The organism is Rosenbergiella gaditana (genome assembly GCF_018494065.1).
Classification (GTDB): domain Bacteria; phylum Pseudomonadota; class Gammaproteobacteria; order Enterobacterales; family Enterobacteriaceae; genus Rosenbergiella; species Rosenbergiella gaditana.
On the sequence record NZ_JABBFR010000002.1, the window covers coordinates 262555 to 281832 of the forward strand.

14 protein-coding genes and 1 pseudogene are annotated in these 19278 nt (G+C 49.3%); 9 read left to right on the plus strand and 6 right to left on the minus strand.

What is annotated here, in order from left to right:
• Positions 1-82 precede the first annotated feature (82 nt).
• On the plus strand, positions 83-2047 hold the full coding sequence (locus HH682_RS02755; protein ID WP_214235998.1) for an FUSC family protein: 1965 nt from the start codon (positions 83-85) through the stop codon (positions 2045-2047).
• A 46-nt stretch (positions 2048-2093) separates the two neighbouring features.
• Positions 2094-2270 carry a hypothetical protein gene (locus tag HH682_RS02760; RefSeq protein WP_214236000.1) on the plus strand — a complete coding sequence of 59 codons (177 nt, stop codon included), beginning with the start codon at positions 2094-2096 and terminating at the stop codon, positions 2268-2270.
• A gap of 34 nt (positions 2271-2304) precedes the next feature.
• Here HH682_RS02760 and HH682_RS02765 read toward each other — a convergent pair whose 3' ends face one another.
• The 3 genes from HH682_RS02765 to HH682_RS02775 are packed head-to-tail and all read right to left on the minus strand — an operon-like array spanning position 2305 to position 5545.
• Positions 2305-3441 (minus strand): ABC transporter permease, encoded by a 1137-nt coding sequence (locus tag HH682_RS02765; RefSeq protein WP_214236002.1) that lies wholly within the window; start codon positions 3439-3441, stop codon positions 2305-2307.
• A complete protein-coding gene (locus tag HH682_RS02770; RefSeq protein ID WP_214236063.1) occupies positions 3438-4592 on the minus strand; it encodes an ABC transporter permease in 1155 nt (384 codons plus the stop codon). The genes HH682_RS02765 and HH682_RS02770 overlap by 4 nt, the downstream gene beginning before the upstream one ends.
• Positions 4574-5545, minus strand: a complete 972-nt coding sequence (locus tag HH682_RS02775; RefSeq protein ID WP_214236004.1) for an HlyD family secretion protein — start codon at positions 5543-5545, stop codon at positions 4574-4576. Before HH682_RS02775 ends, HH682_RS02770 begins: the two co-directional genes overlap by 19 nt.
• Before the next feature lie 294 nt (positions 5546-5839).
• Here HH682_RS02775 and HH682_RS02780 point away from each other — a divergent pair, with 294 nt between their 5' ends.
• Entirely contained in the window at positions 5840-6025 is a 186-nt protein-coding gene (locus HH682_RS02780; protein ID WP_214236006.1) for a YdiH family protein, read from the plus strand.
• On the opposite strand, the gene HH682_RS02785 is transcribed toward HH682_RS02780, so the two are convergent.
• Together HH682_RS02785 and HH682_RS02790 are read right to left on the minus strand one after the other, a co-directional pair.
• Positions 6000-6722, minus strand: a complete 723-nt coding sequence (locus tag HH682_RS02785) for an alpha/beta hydrolase (protein WP_214236007.1) — start codon at positions 6720-6722, stop codon at positions 6000-6002. The two genes, HH682_RS02780 and HH682_RS02785, sit on opposite strands and share 26 nt — an antisense overlap.
• Positions 6716-7657, minus strand: coding sequence for a LysO family transporter (locus tag HH682_RS02790; RefSeq protein ID WP_214236009.1), 942 nt, complete (start codon positions 7655-7657; stop codon positions 6716-6718). The genes HH682_RS02785 and HH682_RS02790 overlap by 7 nt, the downstream gene beginning before the upstream one ends.
• 123 nt (positions 7658-7780) lie before the next feature.
• Between HH682_RS02790 and HH682_RS02795 the strand changes: the two genes are divergently transcribed.
• The 6 genes from HH682_RS02795 to HH682_RS02820 all read left to right on the plus strand — a co-directional run bounded on the left by HH682_RS02795 (position 7781) and on the right by HH682_RS02820 (position 18339).
• The gene (locus HH682_RS02795) at positions 7781-8188 is read left to right on the plus strand and encodes a DUF2946 domain-containing protein (RefSeq protein WP_214236011.1); all 408 of its coding nucleotides are present in this window, start codon (positions 7781-7783) and stop codon (positions 8186-8188) included.
• A gap of 102 nt (positions 8189-8290) precedes the next feature.
• Complete coding sequence (locus HH682_RS02800; protein ID WP_214236013.1) at positions 8291-10270, plus strand: TonB-dependent copper receptor; 1980 nt, start codon at positions 8291-8293, stop codon at positions 10268-10270.
• A gap of 234 nt (positions 10271-10504) precedes the next feature.
• Positions 10505-12289, plus strand: coding sequence for an allophanate hydrolase (atzF, locus tag HH682_RS02805; RefSeq protein ID WP_214236015.1), 1785 nt, complete (start codon positions 10505-10507; stop codon positions 12287-12289).
• Positions 12290-12302: 13 nt separating this feature from the next.
• The gene (uca, locus tag HH682_RS02810) at positions 12303-15938 is read left to right on the plus strand and encodes an urea carboxylase (RefSeq protein ID WP_214236017.1); all 3636 of its coding nucleotides are present in this window, start codon (positions 12303-12305) and stop codon (positions 15936-15938) included.
• The gene (locus tag HH682_RS02815) at positions 15931-16665 is read left to right on the plus strand and encodes a GntR family transcriptional regulator (RefSeq protein ID WP_214236018.1); all 735 of its coding nucleotides are present in this window, start codon (positions 15931-15933) and stop codon (positions 16663-16665) included. The genes uca and HH682_RS02815 overlap by 8 nt, the downstream gene beginning before the upstream one ends.
• Before the next feature lie 66 nt (positions 16666-16731).
• Positions 16732-18339 carry a purine-cytosine permease family protein gene (locus HH682_RS02820; protein ID WP_214236020.1) on the plus strand — a complete coding sequence of 536 codons (1608 nt, stop codon included), beginning with the start codon at positions 16732-16734 and terminating at the stop codon, positions 18337-18339.
• Between the two features lie 272 nt (positions 18340-18611).
• Here the strand turns inward: HH682_RS02820 and HH682_RS02825 are convergent.
• Positions 18612-19202: pseudogene (locus HH682_RS02825) on the minus strand (glycoside hydrolase family 43 protein); the annotation flags it as partial.
• Between the last annotated feature and the right edge of the window lie 76 nt (positions 19203-19278).

Genomic DNA, 19278 nt, shown 5'->3' on the forward strand with positions numbered 1-19278 from the left:
TTCAACTGTCTAATTTCTCTTCTTACCGAGTATTGCCAGTAGGCATCAACCCTATTTTCTCCCTTTTTTAGACCGTAAAACCATGCATAACTCACTTATTTACCGGCTTCGTTTTGCCTGTAAGACCACCTGTGCGCTACTCCTCGCACTGGCGTTAAGTTTTATACTGCAATTAGACACCCCTAAATGGTCAATGATGACCGTCGCCATCATCGCCGCATCGCCGGCCTTTGCCAGTGGCGGGGAACCGATGAGCGGTGTATTACGTTTTCGAGGTTTTTTACGCTTGATAGGAACAGCGGTTGGCTGTATCGGCGGCGTGTTAATCATGACCTGTTTTAGCCGGGTACCGATACTGCTACTGCTGGCCTGTTGTACTTGGGCGGGTTTCTTCTCGTGGCTCTTTACCGTCGTAAAGCAAGAGATCAGTTATGCTTTCGGCTTAGCCGGATACTCGGTATTTATTATCCTTGTCACTGCCTGGCAGACCCCCCACGATGTGTTACAAATTGCGCTCTATCGCTTTTTTGAAATTACCTTAGGACTGCTCTGCCTGATATTTTCTGACTTACTGTTTTTACCCCGTTCGGTAAAGCGTTCCATCGACCAGCGGGTCGCGGAGTTACCTCATAACTGTTATCAACTGCTGTCACACTGCTTTACCAGTGATGATACCCAGCAATTTGAGGAGATTTTCCGGGAACGCCTGACACAGGCAAAAGCCCTGCAAGCGATGCGTCAAACGCTACGCATGGAGTCCAGCCATTATTCAGTAATGATGCATCGTCGTCTTAAAGGCATCAACGGCATCCTTTTTCACCTGCTCACCTTAACCTATGAGACACAACAGTATTTCCAGCAACGCCCTGATAAACGTAGCAGCCATTGGTACTTTTTGTTTCAAGGTGAATGTCACACCCCTGAACAGGTAAATCAAAAATTACATCAGTTCACCTATCTCATTCATCAGTTGCCTGCCACGCAAACCCCGTATTCATTAAGTGCTTGGCTAAAAGCGATGAAAGAGTTACGGATTTTATTACGCGGACTCCACTCTCACCAACCGTTGCACCAGGTTGAGAAAGAGATTATAGAGCGTTATACCCTCTCCACGGCGCCCACCGCGCAGCGTAAACATGCCTTTATCAATGGAATGCGAACCTTTGTCACCACCGCTGTAGGCTGTTTACTCTGGTTAGTGATGGACCCTACTGCGATCAGTGGCTTTCTAATTATCGCCAGTATTGTCACCACCTTGGCAATGCGCGCAGAAAGTCCTAAAGCGTTAGGGCTCGATTTTATCTACGGCATGATCTACATCATTCCAATCAGTATGGTGTTTTATCTACTCATTTTGCCCGCTACCCAGCAGAGTTTCTTATTATTATTGGTGGCATTAGGGGCTCTGGTATTTATTCTGTCATTGGCGGTGCAGTACAAAATCGTGGGGAGTGGCGCATCATTAATGTTTATTTTTAATTTAATCCCTATCACCAACCCCGAAACCTTTGATTTTAGTCATACCTTCGACAGTGGATTGGGGCAGATCCTGGGGGCGATTATTTCCATGGTAATTATTGCGGTGATCCCAGACCTGCATAAAACACATCTCGCTAACACATTGATTCGTAATATCTTGGTCACCGCATTACAAACATTAACCACCAATCCTCTGCGACGTAAAAAAAATCGTCTCAGCGCACTCTACGATCAACTTTTATCCTTGATCACCTTGGATAGTCGATCTCTGCATCGCTACCAATTAGCGATCAATCTGATCATTATTTATCGGCGAATTAATGCTATCACGATTCATAATTTTCCGGGCTTAGCCGAGTTTCACCAAGAGATCCGTGACTGTGCAACACTACTCTCTACCAGCAAGCTTGCACTGCAACGCGAACGGGCTTTTGAGCAGTTACAGACACTTTTGCAACGTTACCGAGAGGAAATTAGTCGTTTACCGACACCGGAAAAACTTACGTTAGTGGTAGAAGATTTACAGCAACTGTTAGCACAACACAAAGCGCCATTAATTGCCGGTTAGGTAACGGCTCTAGCAAGATAAGACGCTGAGAATCCTTACCCTAAAGATGAGATGGGTTCTCGGGGGGAGCCTCATTGTCTCCCCCCCCTTTAGCGAGCGCCGGACTGGGGCGATTCAGGGTATCGCCGGTAAAGTCGGCGTGATGAAAAGGTGGCATCACGGCACGGCGGTAGGCAATTGCTTCTACCCCGCTCGCCAACAGCGATATGTGGCTCCACGCTGATTTCCCAAGCCTGGCACACCGCTGGGTCGTATCCTTAATGCTGGCTTCCGCGATGGAGCAGCCGATTGATCAGGCGTCTGTCGCGGAGGAAGGTCAAGATAAAGCTGGCGATACTGTAGATCGCACACAGCAGCAGCAACATACAGATATCCGGCAGGGCTTCTCGCAACGATAATCCCATCTGATTAACCCCAGCGATCGCTTTAATCGCCCATGTAGAGGGAAACAGACTGGAAATAAACCTCACCGCATCCGGCATTGCCTGTAAGGGCCAGATCGTTCCCGAAATATAAAATACGGGTGTCGTAATAAACGATAGGGTCAAATAGATCATTTCGACACGACGGATACATTCAGTCAATAATCGTCCAAGCCCCAATACCGCGAGTAAGAAGGGGAAGGTTAGCAGTAAAATTTCAGGAATGGATGCCGTTTGCTTATAACCTAATACCCATGGCCACAGGGCGAACAGTACAATCGATAAGAATAGCCAAATAGGGATTAATGCCGATAATGCACCTAATACCACTGGAAGCTTAGGCCGCCCTTCTGTGCTCATCATCAAACAGACCCTTACGCTGGCAATAAGCAGGGAGTGCTGTAATAACATCACCAATAAGCCTGGAAAGATAATCGCGGCAAAGCTAATGCCGGGGTTAAATAAGGGTAATGTTAGGCCAGTCATCGGGGTTAACACCACGTTAGCTTCCGACTGAGTGAATTGACTTTTCATCATCAATTCAACTTCATACTGACTCAGCATCTGTTGGTAAGCTGCCGCAACATTCTGCTGGATTTGCCCATTGGGTAAGCGATTGGTGGCATCACCAAATACAGGAATGGAGACACTTTTTCCCGATAACATCTTTTTTTCAAAATCGATCGGGATCTCCACCACTGCGAACAATTTACGATACCCCATATCCCGCTCGGCTTGACCAAGCTGATCGTAGGTGACCACATTTAATTTGGGGCTGGCATCAAGGTTACGGGTTAATAAATGACTGGCCGAGCTGTGGTCAAGATCGACCACCGCCACAGGCATCTCCCATACGGTACCTTTGGCATACACCATACTGATAATACAGAGCGATAACAGCAGCATCGCCCACATCGGCTTTTCAAGCATCCCTGCGAGCACCTTCTTAAAGGTGGTCCAATAGCTACTCATACCATCGCCTCTTGATCGCGTAAGCGTTTTGGTAAACGCCGAAATACTAACAACCCGACCACAATCGGGTAGACGGCCAACAGTGCACACACCCCAATTACAGGTTGAGCTGGGACTTTGCGAATAAAGAGATCAAACATCGCGTAGAGTGCATGAGTCAGGGGTTCCATATTGGCAATAAATTGTGCCGGCAACGGCATCGACAATTCTGGCATCCCGAGTCCCGAAAAAGCTAAGGCAATGGTGACAAATATGGCCATCAAGGTGTAAGCACTGATTGCCGTGCGCGTGAAAGTAAAGAGCATCAACCCTAGGCTTTGCGCCGCCATGATGTAAAAGAAGGCCACGAAAAACATATAATAAGGATTGCCAACAAATCGGGCGGAGAACACCCACACTAATAGCGCAATTTCCCCCATTAAAATGGTGGTGTAAACCAACGTATAAGGCGCAAGTTTACCTAACAATGCCCAACCAAAACGGTCGGCATAGATCAGCGGTTTGCTGCGCGATAATACATAAATCATGCTGGTCACCACAAATAGCTGAATAAGGTGGATGGTGGCGGCAAATTGTTGGTAATAGATATAGCTTCCACTAGCATTAAACAGACTGCGATAAACCAAGGAGACCGAAGGTAGTGTTGGGGCGGTTTTACCTATCTTCGCCTCGACGGCACTACGGTACTCACTGTTTATAGCAGTGACCAGCCCAGAAAAGTCTTGGGTTGAGTACAACCCAGCACCGTAATAAAGTGCATTGTAATAGAAGGCGACTTTGGGTTGTTTAGCGGAAAGGAGGTGTTTTTCGAAGTCCGGCGGGATATAGAGCAAGCCATAATCTTGCGCTGTGCGCATCTTATGCAGGGCCTCATTCAATCCCCCTTCCCATTCAGTCAAGGTTGCATGAGGACTTGCGTCCAACTTGCGGATCAATTCACGGGACAATTGGCTATGGTCGTTGTCAACCACCGCCACCGGTAAATTCATCAGCGTTCCTTCAGAGAAGTTACTGCTCAGTAGCCAAAAGAGCAGTAGTGGAAAACACCAGGTCAACCAGTGGATAGCCGGTTTACGCGCACTGATGCGGATCTCTTTATTAAAAGCTCGACGAAAGGCCCGAAAGCCTGTTCTTAACGTTTCCACTGCCATAACGCGCTCATCCCCTGACGTAGACCAGTGACGGGTTTGGTGGGCCATAGGCGCACTTCAAAGGTTTTGAGATCGAAGTCACCGGTTGCCCGCGTCGCGCTCTTAGTCGAAAAATCACCTAACGGGGCGATATAATGGACTCGTGCTTCAATGACTTGATTATCCAGCGCAGGCACACGCAAGTGAATCACATCACCTTTACGCACATGGGCCAAGATATCCTCACGTAAATTAAACACAAAATAGGCTTGGGGTAAGCGAACCAGAGTCACTAGAGGACTCGATGCGCTCAGTAAATCGCCGACTTCAGCCGGGATAGGGCCGACCTCGCCATCAACCGGCGCTTTCACATTGAGATCGTCGGTCTGGACTTTAATTTCCGCTAATTGCTGTTCGGCTTGTTGCAATTGTGCGCTATAAACATCGCGTTGCTCCCAACGATCGCCGTGTTTAGCCTCATCCAGATTCGCCTGAGCACTTTGCATACTGTGCAGCGCGGTATCTCTGGTGTTGCGGGCATTATCTAAATCTACAGCAGAGATATACCCTTTGGCTGCCACACTTTGGTTTCGGCGATAGGTCGCTTCGGCGGTTTGGTAGTCAGCCCTGGCACCCGCAAGTGTTGCGGTCAGTTGGCGAATACTTTCTTCACGCGTCCCGTTCTGTGACATTTCTAAGGTAAATTTCGCTTGATCGCGCGCCGCTTCTGCGGCTTTAAGCTGAGCGATTAATTCTGGGGCGTCTAAACGGATAATGACTTGTCCCGCTTTGACATCATCACCGCGTTCAATCAGTCGTTCAACGACCCGCCCTTTCGCCTTCGACGCGACGATCACTTCCGGCGCATCGACTTCACCTTGTAATAATAAATCTTGGTTTTGTACTCTAAAGAAAACAGCCAGTGAAACAATTGCTATCATCACTAAAACAGTAAAAATGATTTTTTTACTCATCAACCTACTCCAGAATTAATCAGCCGGGCACTGATTTCCCTCTTATGTTGTTATAAGCGTAATGTACTCATTAAGAAAATGCACTGCGCAGACCATTAAATCTCACCAAACGGCATACTATAGCCGAACTGCCAACGATAAATTTTGATTAAGAGAGGGTTTCATTTAGCAAATCTTCGATTTAAAAGTGTGAGATATCGCAAAGTTTTACCCATTACAGTAATTATCTAAACCAATTTTATTTTGTACGGTAGCGAGCCTACACTTGTCTCCATCAACTAGAGGAGCCCGCTTATGTTTTCCACACAACGTTTTACGGCGAAAGAACTGGCCATTGCTTATGCTTCAAAACAGGATAAAAACTATACCCCCGCACAGTTTCTGATCGTGGTTGAAAAACTGGAAGTCGAGTTTGCCCGTTTACTCAAAGCCCCACGTAGCAGTGAACACGCCTCTACGACGATGGTTTTTGAAGGCTAAGTCGTGCAGCCCACTGCTTAAAATCATTAAGCTCTTGCTCATTAATACCATGGACGAGATCAGCATAACGATGAAAGGTCAGCGAATATCCACGCTGTTGGGCGATGGAGGCGGCCTGTTCATCTAATGCTAGCGCAATACGTTGATCGCGCTGTCCGTGTCCAATAAAGAGTTCGGGTAAGGTAACCTTACCCTGACGCGTCGCCGTAATGCCTTGAGACTCAGGCAGACGACCACTGAAGATGGCAGCGGCACCGATGGTTTCAGGTGAGTTTAAGACTAGGCTCCAACTCATTACCGCACCTTGGCTGAATCCGGCCAGTAGCGTCTTATTGGGTGAGATTTTAAGTTGTCGTTGTAATTGAGTGATACGGTTAAGGATTTGTTGGCGTGCCGCGGTAATATCAGCCTGCGCTCCTGAACCGTTGCGATACCACGCAAAACGGTTGTTCCCTAAGGCAATGGGGGCTTGCAAGCTGACAATGGCATAATCGTGAGCGATATAGTCGGCCAGCGGCAGCAAATCTTGCTCATTACTGCCATAACCGTGTAACAGTACCACCAGTCGCTGAGCGGGTTGCCCTGATTGCGGCGCAAGCAATATTCCTTCCAGTGCGGCCTTCGTCGACATTGAGACCAGTAACACCATACTGGTGATAATGCCCTTCATCTTTCTTGTTGTCAGAGATTTCAGCATAGTGCCACCGTAATAGAGATGAGAAAAGGAGCCGCCAGCGTCAATAATAGACCGCTAAAGATGGCATACGGAATGTAGTAGGCATCACAATTTTGTTTAATAAAGGGCAGTGCGGAGTCCATCGCCGCGGCACCACTTAAGCCCACTGCAGCAAGAGGCTGGCGACGGCCAAGGAAATAGAGAAAGACAATACTTAACAGTTCGCGGAAAAAATCGGTCATAAAAGCGATTGCGCCCATTTCCGCACCTGCCAATTGATGGACCATCGGGCCTGACAGCGAAAACCACCCTAACCCACTGCCTAACACCAATGATTGTTGCCAACTAAAGGGCGTTAGCAGACTAAATAGCCCTGCAGCAGCGACATACCCGACCACTGCGGCCACCGGTACACTGGCACATTGACGGGTGACACGACCGAAACGAAAGCCTACCAGATCAACCCCCACACAAAATAACATGACATAAAGCACAGCATTACTGGAGAGGCCAAGCGTATTCAGGCTGAAATGAGTGAAGTACCCTAATGTTAGCCCAGCGATAAACGCGGCAATCGCCTTAAAACAGCCACCGAAGGCCGAGAATAATGAAGGCAGCGGGGTTTCATTCGTTAGTACAGCGGGTTTACGTAGCAATAATACTGCGGTGAATAGCGTGATTAATCCCGAAAGCAGCATCGCATGCAGCATGATTGCGCCGCCCAGTTCACCTTGAGTCAATACTTCCGCAAAATCTAGCCCCATACTGAATAATAAGAGTAGGACAATGGTACTTAAGGATTTTACCACCGATTGCCGAGTCTTCAACGAACATTGCGACCCCGCAAACCATCCGCAGGCTAATGTCGCCAGTAAGGTTACTATCGAAATTAAGGCGTGTTGCATAGTCAGTCGTTTCTTAGTGTCAGCCGATAATAAAAGCCAATACCCTACCATTAAATTACCCTTTTAGCATACTCATTATCTGGCTGATAGCCTTATGAAAATTAAGGTTTCTATAGGTCCTCAATGAGTTTTAGAGTAATATAGCGCCGCACTTAGGACTGGGGATTTACCGTTTTGCAACGATTCGCAAAATTTTACCGTTTTGCCGCACAGTTAGCGATTTTTTCAATCGCTATGCTGTTTATCGCCCCGATAATCTCTAAGACCCTACAACATTCAACACATCCAGCGTCTGCCATGCAGTCAATGGAGCGTATGCATACCCCACCAAGCGACGATTGTCCAATGATGTCGCCATCGCTCGCCTCTCACGCCCCTGCCATCGACACTAAAATGCTCGACGATATGGCCTGTGGCTACTGCCAATTATTAGTGCATTTCCCCTTTCTTCAGCTGATTATTCTACTCGCTCTGGTCATCGTTTATTGCCCGCTGCGCTGCCTCAGTATTCTCCCGCCGATCACCCGACCCTTGACCGGCTATTGGTCATCAAGCCAAGCTCGCGCTCCCCCTTCCTTCTAAAACGCCATCCCTTATTTATTGTGGCCTGATAAGTCGTTATCTAGGCCGATTTAGCGTTTTTAGCGCTAGGCATTGTCACGCCTGCGCATTAAGGAAGTTATTATGTCTTACCCATCAGCGTTATCACCGATTACCCTGGCTTTACTGCTGGCCTATAGCCAGCAAGTATCAGCCGCTTTACCGTCTGAGAAGGCTGCCAGCGACTCAACCATTATTGTTAGCGCCCCCGTCAACTCGCCGTTGGAGGTCGTTAGCTCACCGAAAACCCCTCGCCAACCGCTCCCTGCCAGCGATGGCTCCGACTACTTAAAAACCATTCCCGGTTTCGCCCAAATTCGAAACGGTGGCACCAATGGTGAACCCGTGTTTCGCGGCATGTTCGGTTCGCGCCTGCGTATGCTGATGAATGACAGTGAGATGCTTGGCGCTTGCGGGGGCCGCATGGATTCGCCCTCTTCTTATCTCTCCCCAGAGAATTTTGATCTGATGACCTTGATCAAGGGGCCGCAGACTGTGTTATGGGGGCCGGGGAACTCAGCAGGGACCTTGCGGTTTGAACGACTTCCGCCCTCTTTCTCGGCCCCCGGCATACAAGGGGATGCCAGCCTAGTGACCGGCTCGAACCAGCGTAATGACCAAAATGCCGATATCAGCATGGGTAATCAGCAAGGCTATATTCGCTTAACAGGTAATCATGGACGGGCAAACGATTATCAAGACGGTGATGGGCGTAACGTGCCGTCGCAATGGAAAAAATGGAACAGTGATATCGCCATTGGCTGGACCCCAGATGCCGATACTTTGCTTGAACTCACCGCGGGACAAGGTAATGGCAATGCGCGTTATGCCGGCCGGGGAATGGACGGCTCACAATTTAAGCGCCAAAACCTCGGGCTGACCTTTAAGAAAGAGAATATTAGCGAGACTTTTACCCAACTGACCAGCCATCTCTATTACAACAATGCCGATCATGTTATGGATAACTTCTCGCTGCGCCACCCCACTGCTGGCATGTCGAGGCCAATGCGCTCGGAGGTTGGCCGCAAAACCCTTGGCGGTCGTGTCATGGGCACTTGGGAATGGACCTCTACAGAACTGCGCAGCGGTGTCGATATGCAGCACAACAGTCATCGTCGTAAAATTTCAGGTAATTGGCGGGAAGATGCCAGCTTTAGCGATTATGGGATGTTTAGTGAGCTGCGCTATGCCCTTAATCAGGATGATCACCTTATCAGTGGGGCCAGAGCCGATCTAAGCCAGGCCCATGATAAACGCATCACTTCCTCTAGGCATCGTCATAAGGTTATGCCCGCGGGATTTTTACGACTTGAGCATCACCCTGAACACTCCCCAGTCATGCTCTATGCTGGCTTAGGCTATACCGAACGATTTCCCGACTATTGGGAACTGTTCTCGCCGACTTATGGCCCAGACAACGTTCACTCCGCCTTTACGCAAGCGAAACCGGAAAAAACCACCCAGCTGGATATCGGTGCAAAATACCAAGATAAACAATTAGATGCTTGGGTATCGGCTTACGTGGGATGGGTGGATGATTTTATCCTGTTTCGCTATCGGCCGACTCAAAAACGAATTAGCCAAGTCGACAATGTTGATGCGCTGATTTTTGGAGGAGAAATGGGGGCCAGCTATCAACTCTCTGACCACTGGAAACTGGAAAGCAGTATCAGCTATGCCCAAGCCAACAACCGCCAGCAACATCGACCTCTGCCACAAATCCCGCCGCTCGAAACACGCATTGGTGCCACTTGGCATACTGGTCCTTGGAGTACCACGGGGTTAGTACGGTGGGTCGCTGCCCAACATCGGGTGGCAAAAAATGAAGGTAATGTGGTGGGGAAAGATTTCGGGCCCAGTGCTAGCTTCTTGGTGCTCTCTGCTAACAGCCGTTATCAATTTACGGATAAACTGGCCTTAACGGTGGGGATTGATAATCTGCTTAACAAAACCTATAGCGAGCATCTTAACTTGGCGGGAAATGGGAGCTTTGGCTATTCCACCAATACGCGTATTAATGAGCCAGGTCGCAGCTATTGGGCGAAGGTTAGCCTAACATTCTAAGCGCAAAGTTCGATCGTTAACGTAAAGAGGCTTAACCCTTGTTAGGCCTCTGCTTCTCTGCCGATGACCCGCCAGACTGTGCGTCACACCAGTGCGTCACTGCACTGATTGCTCGTTTTTTTAACGCCATACTTAACAATAATTAAAAAAAATCATTAATAATGAGTGAGATAACCATCTGGCATAGTTATTGCTCAAGAATTCCGTATCTTGTATACCACTTGGGATTCAACTATGTCAGCAACCTTTGGCTACACGCTTCAAGATTGGCAACAGCAGGCGAAACAGGACCCGCACCATCTAAAATCATTATTGATAGCCCACTTCCAAGCACTCGATCCTCAGGATAATGCATGGATCTATCTGTGTAGTGTTGAGCAACTCCACGCACAAATAGACGACCTTTTTGCCCAAGACCTAACATCGCTTGATGCCCTGCCGTTATTCGGTGTGCCATTCGCGGTGAAAGATAATATAGATGTTGCTGGCTGGCCGACGACTGCTGCCTGCCCGGCAGCGCGCTATATTGCCGAGCAAGATGCACAAGCCGTTGTACGCTTAAAGGCAGCGGGCGCTATCGTGGTAGGAAAAACCAATCTGGATCAATTCGCCACAGGATTAGTCGGTAGCCGCTCGCCCTTTGGCGCAGTCAGTAACACCTTTAATCCAGACTATATCGGTGGTGGATCGAGTTCAGGTTCAGCCTCAGTGCTAGCACGGGGATATGTCGCCTTTAGTTTGGGAACCGATACTGCGGGTTCGGGTCGTGTCCCCGCCGGCTTTAATAATATTGTGGGTCTTAAGCCCACCAAAGGCTGGATCTCGGCACGGGGCATTATTCCCGCCTGTCGCTTAAATGATACTCCCTCTGTCTTTGCCTTAACGGTGGCTGATGCCTATCTCGTTGCCTCACTGGCCAGCGGCTATGATGAAAAAGAGGCCTATTCACGCCAGCATCCGGCTACTACGCCAGCGCAATTTCCACCACGCGCCCACTTTGCCATACCTGACACGCTAACCTTTTATGGTGACCAGCAGGCTGAAGCCGCATGGCAACTCTCGTTGGCAGCCTTACAGGACAGTGGCGTGACCCTGACACCTATCGATTTCACCCCCTTTCAGCAACTAGCCGAGCAACTGTATGCCGGCCCATGGGTCGCCGAAAGAACGGCTGCCGTTGGCGCGTTACTTGACCATCCCGAAGAGATGGATCCCACCGTTTATCACGTGATCCGTCAAGGTCTGGATTTCACCGCGGTGCAGACCTATCAAGCGGAGTATTTACGTGCCGAATTAAGCCGTACGATTCAGCAAACTCTCGCGGATGTCGATGCCTTGCTGGTGCCGACCACCCCGACCATCCATACCTTAGCAGCCCTTGAGCAATCCCCCATCGCATTAAATTCACAACTTGGCACTTATACCAACTTTACTAATCTTGCTGATTTAAGTGCATTAGCTCTCCCCGCGCCGTTTCGCGCAGATGGCCTTCCAGCCGGTATCACATTATTAGCCCCCGCTTGGCATGATCGCGCCCTGGCCGAATTTGGTTGCCGTTGGCAGTCATTACTTGCGCTTCCCTTAGGGGCTACCGGTCGCTCCCTTCCCGCGACGCCGCTCTCCCTCGCTGTATCCAACACGCATGTCCGGGTGGCGGTGGTGGGTGCGCACCTGACCGGTATGCCGTTAAATTTTCAACTTACCTCGCGAGACGCTGTATTCATCGAAGAGACAAAAACCGCTGCCAACTATCGTCTTTTCGCCTTACTGGATGGCCCAATCAAGAAACCCGGATTATTACGCGATCAACAGGGGCAAGCGATCACCGTCGAGTTGTGGGATATCCCCCTGGCACGTTTCGGTGAATTTGTCGCAGAAATTCCAGCACCGCTAGGTATAGGAAGTCTGACGCTGCTAGATGGTCGGACAGTAAAAGGGTTTATCTGCGAACCAGAGGTGCTCAAAACGGCACTGGAAATCACTGCATTCGGCGGCTGGCGTAATTGGATCACTGCTTAAGAGGAACACGACTATGTTTACCACTGTACTGATTGCTAACCGCGGTGAAATTGCTTGCCGTGCAATAAAAACCCTTAAACGCTTGGGGATCACTAGCGTTGCCGTCTATTCCGATGCCGACCGAAATGCGCGTCACGTGAAAGAAGCCGATATCGCCATCGCGCTGGGTGGCGATAAAGCCAGCGACAGTTATTTACGTATCGATAAAATTCTCTCCGCCGCCAAAAAGAGCGGCGCGCAGGCCATTTGGCCAGGCTACGGATTTCTCTCTGAGAGTGTTACTTTTGCCTCGGCGTGTGAAGAACAAGGAATCGTCTTTATTGGCCCCACAGCACAACAAATTGGCGAGTTTGGCTTAAAACATCGTGCCAGAGAATTGGCGGCTGAAGCGGGCGTCCCGATGACACCCGGGACAGCGCTGCTTACGTCATTAGACGAAGCCTTAGCTGCTGCCGAAAACATCGGCTACCCGATAATGCTTAAAAGTACTGCAGGTGGAGGCGGGATTGGACTAACTCACTGTCCTGACGCCAAAGCACTTTGCGGGGCATGGGAAAGTGTCCGCCGCCTCGGCGAGCAGTTTTTTAGCGATGCTGGGGTTTTTCTTGAGCGTTACATCGAACATGCGCGCCACATTGAGGTACAAATTTTTGGCGATGGCAAGGGTAAGGTTATCGCCTTGGGTGAGCGAGATTGTTCTTTGCAACGTCGAAATCAAAAAGTCGTTGAGGAGACCCCTGCGCCACACCTCCCCCCCGCCATTCGTGAGGCATTACTCGCTTCAGCGATTCGCTTAGGGGAGCTTGTCGACTATCGAAGTGCAGGCACTGTGGAATATATTTACGACCCCCTGCAACACGCCTTTTACTTCTTGGAGGTGAATACCCGACTGCAAGTCGAGCATCCGATCACCGAAGCGGTGACTGGCGTCGATTTCGTCGAGTGTATGTTACGCGTGGCGGCGGGCGATGCCCTCGACTGGCAACGCTTGCAACAGCCCCCACGAGGGGCAGCGATAGAGGTCCGTCTGTATGCCGAAGATCCATTAAAAAACTTCCAGCCCAGCCCAGGGATACTGACTGCGGTGCAATTCCCTCAAGGTGTACGGATTGATAGTGGCATTGAACAAGGCAGTGACGTTTCTGCTTTTTATGACCCGATGATAGCAAAATTAATCGTCAAGGCTGAAAGCCGTGATGCGGCTATCGATACATTACAACAGGCCTTGGCGGCCACCCAATTACAGGGTATTACCACCAATCTGGACTACTTACGCCAAGTCATTGCCACCGAGGTCTTTCGTGAGGGAAAAGTCTCTACCCGCTTCCTCGACAGTTTTATCCCTGTCGCCAAGGTAGTCGAAGTGCTACAACCCGGTACCTTTAGTAGCGTACAAGACTATCCTGGACGTTTGGGTTACTGGCATATTGGCGTTCCCCCCTCGGGGCCGATGGATGATTATGCTTTCCGTTTGGCCAATCGTATTGTCGGCAACCATCCTGATGCGGCAGGATTGGAGTTCACCTTACAAGGGCCAACACTTCGCTTCCATTGTGACACCGTGATCAGTTTAACCGGCGCCGATTGCCCTGCACTGCTTGATGATAAGCCGATTGACTATTGGCAGCCCATTCAGATTAAAGCCGGTCAAACACTCACCTTGGGCCGGGCACAACAGGGGTGTCGAACCTACCTTGCCCTACGTAATGGTTTCGATGTGCCAGAGTATTTGGGCAGTCGATCAACCTTTGTGTTGGGTCAGTTTGGTGGGCATGCGGGGCGTACCTTACGCGCCGCCGATATGCTGGCCATCTCACAACCGGAGCTTGCAGCCTGCACGACACCCGCCCCGATCAGTGATCCTGTCGGGCTAGATCCTGCGATGATCCCCCAATACGGTACAACCTGGGAAATTGGCGTATTATACGGTCCACACGGCGCACCAGACTTTTTCACAGAAGAGAGTATTGACCGTTTTTTTGCCAGCGAGTGGCAGGTTCATTATAACTCGAATCGTCTTGGTGTAAGGTTAATGGGCCCTACCCCGAGCTGGAGTCGACTCGATGGCGGTGAAGCGGGTCTACACCCGTCGAATATTCATGATTGCGAATATGCACTAGGAGCGATCAACTTCACTGGCGATTTCCCGGTCATTCTCACCCACGATGGACCAAGTTTGGGGGGGTTTGTCTGTCCGGTCACTATTGCCAGCGCTGAATTATGGAAAGTCGGCCAATTGAAACCGGGTGATAGGATTCGTTTTTACCCCATCAGCCATCAAGAAGCGGTGACACGAGAACAGGCACAACAGGCTGCTATCACGGACTTATGCCCTCGTTCAGTCCCTAGCGTTGTTCCCCCCTCCTTAGCCGCGACAGAGTTAGGCTCGGCAACCCTGCTGGCGGTACGTCCAGCCACTCCGACCACCCCAGATGTCTATTACCGACAAGCCGGTGATCACTATATCTTGATAGAGTACGGCGATAATATCCTCGACCTCGCCTTACGTTTACGCGTCCATTTACTGATGGAAGCGCTGGAAGCCCATGCAATTGAAGGTCTTGAAGAGCTCTCTCCCGGTGTGCGTTCATTGCAAATCCGTTACAACAGTTTACGCCTCACACAGCGTACTTTACTTAAACGCTTGCTCGATATAGAGAATAAGTTGGGCGATGTCAGTCAGTTAACCGTTCCCTCAAGGATAATTTGGTTACCGATGGCATTCGAAGACAGTGCAACCCTGGCGGCGGTCGAACGTTACCAAGAAACCGTCTGCAGCCAAGCGCCTTGGCTACCCAATAATGTGGAGTTTATCCAGCGAATTAATGGTCTACCTCATCGAGATGAGGTGCGCGATACCCTCTTTTCTGCCAGCTATCTGGTATTGGGGTTAGGCGATGTCTACCTTGGCGCGCCTTGTGCGGTGCCGCTTGATCCGCGGCACCGACTGCTTAGCTCAAAATACAACCCTGCCCGAACCTTTACCGCCGAAGGGACAGTAGGCATTGGCGGAATGTATATGTGTATCTATGGCATGGACTCCCCAGGGGGATATCAGCTGGTCGGCAGAACATTACCGATTTGGAATAAGTTCTTAAAAAATAGCCAATTTAGTGATGATCAACCGTGGCTACTGCACTTCTTTGACCAAGTCAGGTTTTATCCGGTCACCGAAGAAGAACTGATCGCAGAACGAGACGCTTTTCGTGAAGGCCGTTCCTCAATCCGTATCGAAGAGAGCGTTTTTGATTTCGCTGAATACCAACAATTCCTCAACGACAATGCTCAGTCGATCAGTGATTTTCGGTCGCGTCAACAGCAAGCTTTTTCACAAGAAGTCAGCTTGTGGGCGTCGCAAGACCAGCATGGCCCACTTGTTCAAGCACCTGTGCTTGCCGATACAGTAATCTCAACCGACACCCCTATTTGCGCAGAACTGAGTGGCAATATTTGGAAAGTCCTGGTTAACGCCGGTGATTACATCGAGGTTGGGCAACCATTAATTATCGTCGAGGCCATGAAAATGGAGCTGTCGATTACCGCTACCCTTGCGGGAAAAATTACTCAGGTGAGCGCGCAACCGGGCCAGCAAGTGACCCCTGGGCAGATTCTATTGAGGCTGGCGGAAGAAGGAGTGGCGCATGCATAACGCTCCCCCCGCTGCCGGACGTGAAGCGCTTGCGGCAAAGGTCTATCAGGCGGTCAAACAGGCTATTTTTGATTTTCAGCTATTACCCGGCGAACGCTTTAGCGAAAACGAACTTGCACAACAATTACAGGTTAGCCGTACGCCAGTACGCCAAGCCCTCTTTAATTTAGAGCGGGAAGGCTATGTAGAAGTCTTGTTCCGTAGCGGCTGGCAGGTCAAAGCCTTTGATTTTGATTATTTCGAAGAGCTTTACGATTTACGTATTGTGCTGGAATGCGAAGCAGTGCGTCGATTATGCGCGATCTCTTCTGCGGATTGCCGCATAGCCTTGACAGCCGAGCAATACTTTTGGTCGGAAAGTGCGCCCTTAACGCAAGGAAAACCCGTAGCCTTAGCCGATGAAGCTTTTCATCGCGCCTTAGTGTCTGCCACGAATAACCGACAATTCCTGCTGTTACATACAGAGCTGACTGAAAAGTTGAGCATTATTCGCCGTCTTGATTTTACTCGTGATGATCGCATTCAGGCGACTTATCAGCAACATCACGCCATTCTACAGGCTCTCTTCGCGCAGCGCTGCGAACAGGCATTGCGCCTGCTCACCCTGCATATCTCCGAAAGTAAAGCGGCGGTGCGGAAAATAACCTTACATCGCCTGCATCAAGCGCGCCTCACTTTACAGACATCCGGCATTCAAAAGGAGGCACTGCGAACAGCCACTCGCTGAGTGGCGACTCACTGCTACCAATTCCTCCACGGCGTCTAGCGCCCAGTTAACTTAAAGAGGTGAATAATGAATGAATACAGTGTAATAGAGGGAAAATCCCCCTCGAAAAAATCCCTTTCCGTCAATGAAACATTAGAGGATTACACCTTACGTTATGCGCCGTATAGCTTTCGTCGTTGGGGAACCGCCACGGTAGCCATTACCGCCTTAGGCGGCATTGCTTACTTAGCCGATTTTTCTATTGGCGCGAGTATCGGGCTGACCTATGGCACCACAAATGCCTTACTCGCGATTCTGTTCGCAGCCATTGTTATTTTCTTCACCGGTATCCCCCTCGCCTATTACGCGGCACGTTACAATATCGACTTAGATTTGATCTCGCGCGGGGCTGGGTTTGGCTATTATGGTTCGGTGGTCACCAGTCTCATTTTTGCCAGTTTTACCTTTATCTTCTTTGCGCTGGAAGGATCGATTATGGCGCAAGGCTTACAACTCGGCTTACATATCCCCTTGTGGCTGGGCTATCTCGTCTCGACATTGATGGTGATCCCCTTAGTGATTTACGGGATGAAGGCCTTAAGTCATTTACAGATTTGGACCACACCCATTTGGTTAGTCTTGATGATCGGGCCGGTACTGTATCTCGTATGGCAACAACCGACCTTAACTGATCAGTTTTTCAGCTTTCAGGGCAAAAATGGAACACATAGAGCGGATCTCGCCTCAGTGATGTTAGGTGCCGGAATTTGCTTATCGTTGATTATGCAAATTGGCGAACAGATCGATTACCTGCGCTTTATGCCAGCGAAAACCCGCCAAAATAGCCGCTCATGGTGGCTAGCCGTCATTTCAGCAGGGCCAGGTTGGGTCATTTTGGGCGCATTAAAACAAGCTATCGGCGCTTTCCTGGGGTTCTATTTACTTACCCTAGCGCCGGGTATCAATAGTACCGAACCGGTCCAGCAATTTAACGCGGCCTTCCATCAAATGTTACCTGGAGGGTTAGCCTTAACCCTTGCCGTAATTTTAGTGGTGATTTCGCAAATAAAGATTAACGTCACCAATGCCTATTCCGGTTCGTTATCTTGGACCAGTGCCTATACCCGAGTACGCCGCCACTATCCGGGGAGAATTGTCTTTGTGATGATTAATCTTGCCATCGCCTTGGCACTGATGGAAGGCGATATGTTCTCGGTGCTGGGGAATATTCTCGGTTTCTACTCCAATTTCGCCATTGCTTGGGTGACGGTTGTCGCAATAGATATTGCGGTGAATAAATACCTGCTAAAGCTATCGCCTAAGTTACCGGAATACCGTAAAGAGATGCTTTATAATGTGAATCCCGTGGGGATGGTGGCATTTTTAGCTGCCGCAGGGCTATCAATAGCGGCCTTTTTTGGTTTTCTCGGCCATTTCTTAATGCCTTACTCCCCATTAATAGCCTTAGCCGTCGCGGCGGTGTTGACTCCCACTATGGCACTGATCACTGGTGGAAAATATTACCGTAAACAGATGGATGACGGGATCGCTGAACCCCGTTACGACCATTCTGGTGCACCAGTCAGTACCTTGTACCATTGTGTTGCTTGCCAGCAATCTTACGAGCGTCCAGATGTGATGTTCTCCTCACACCATAATGGGGTGATTTGCTCATTATGTAAGACTCTTCATTGATCAACGATAGGCTCATGGAAGAGCCTTTTTCGTGCTGGCAGTAAGTATCCTAGCCTTCCTACCTGTTGAGGGTTAACCCGTTTAGCCAGCCGTAAAAGAGACGCTAGCGATTCGCTTTCGCTCTTTACGTTTATCTGGATAGTCTGGTCGCTAACTCTGTACTCTGCTTGATAAGCGAAAAGAGTACTCGAACTCACCCTTAGCCTAGATACCTATCAACATGACTCTCTTAATAGGGATAAAACCTACTATAAAGAGTGTAATGTCAACGATCAGTTATCCGCTGCAGGCTCGCCAAAGACCGGCATATCTTCTTCGTTCCAATTGAAAACTTTAATACGTGTATGTCGATTTGGGTCGTAAAGGGGATCCCCTTCAATATCTGAATAATTGCGGGCATGGTAGACTAATACGTCTTCATCTTGCTCATTACGCGTAAAACTATTATGTCCGGGCCCAAATTGCTGATTTTGTCGATGAGTCGTAAATACTGGGTGTGATAATTTTTGCCAGCTTGCCGGATCTATAAGGTTGCTCGCTTTATCAGCCCAAAGTAATCCAATACAGTAATTTTCATCTGTCGCGCTGGCTGAATAGGTGATGAAAACTCTATTTCCATGGGCGATAAATGCTGGGCCTTCATTGACCGAGAATCCTCTTGTTTCCCAAGGAAACTCAGGTTTACTTAACATTACTGGTGCTGTTTTTAATGTCCAGGGATTCGCCATCTCAGAGAGGTATAAATTTGAATTACCTTCAATCGCGGGATCCTTCTGCGCCCAAAGATAATAGTTTTTTCCCTGATGTCTAAAATAGGTAGCATCTAAGGAAAAGCTATCGATCGGTGTCAAGATTTTACCCTTTGTAGTGGCACAGTAAATTTGGCCACCTGATCAAAGGTGATATTCTCACCACAACATAAAACAGGTGACTTGATGA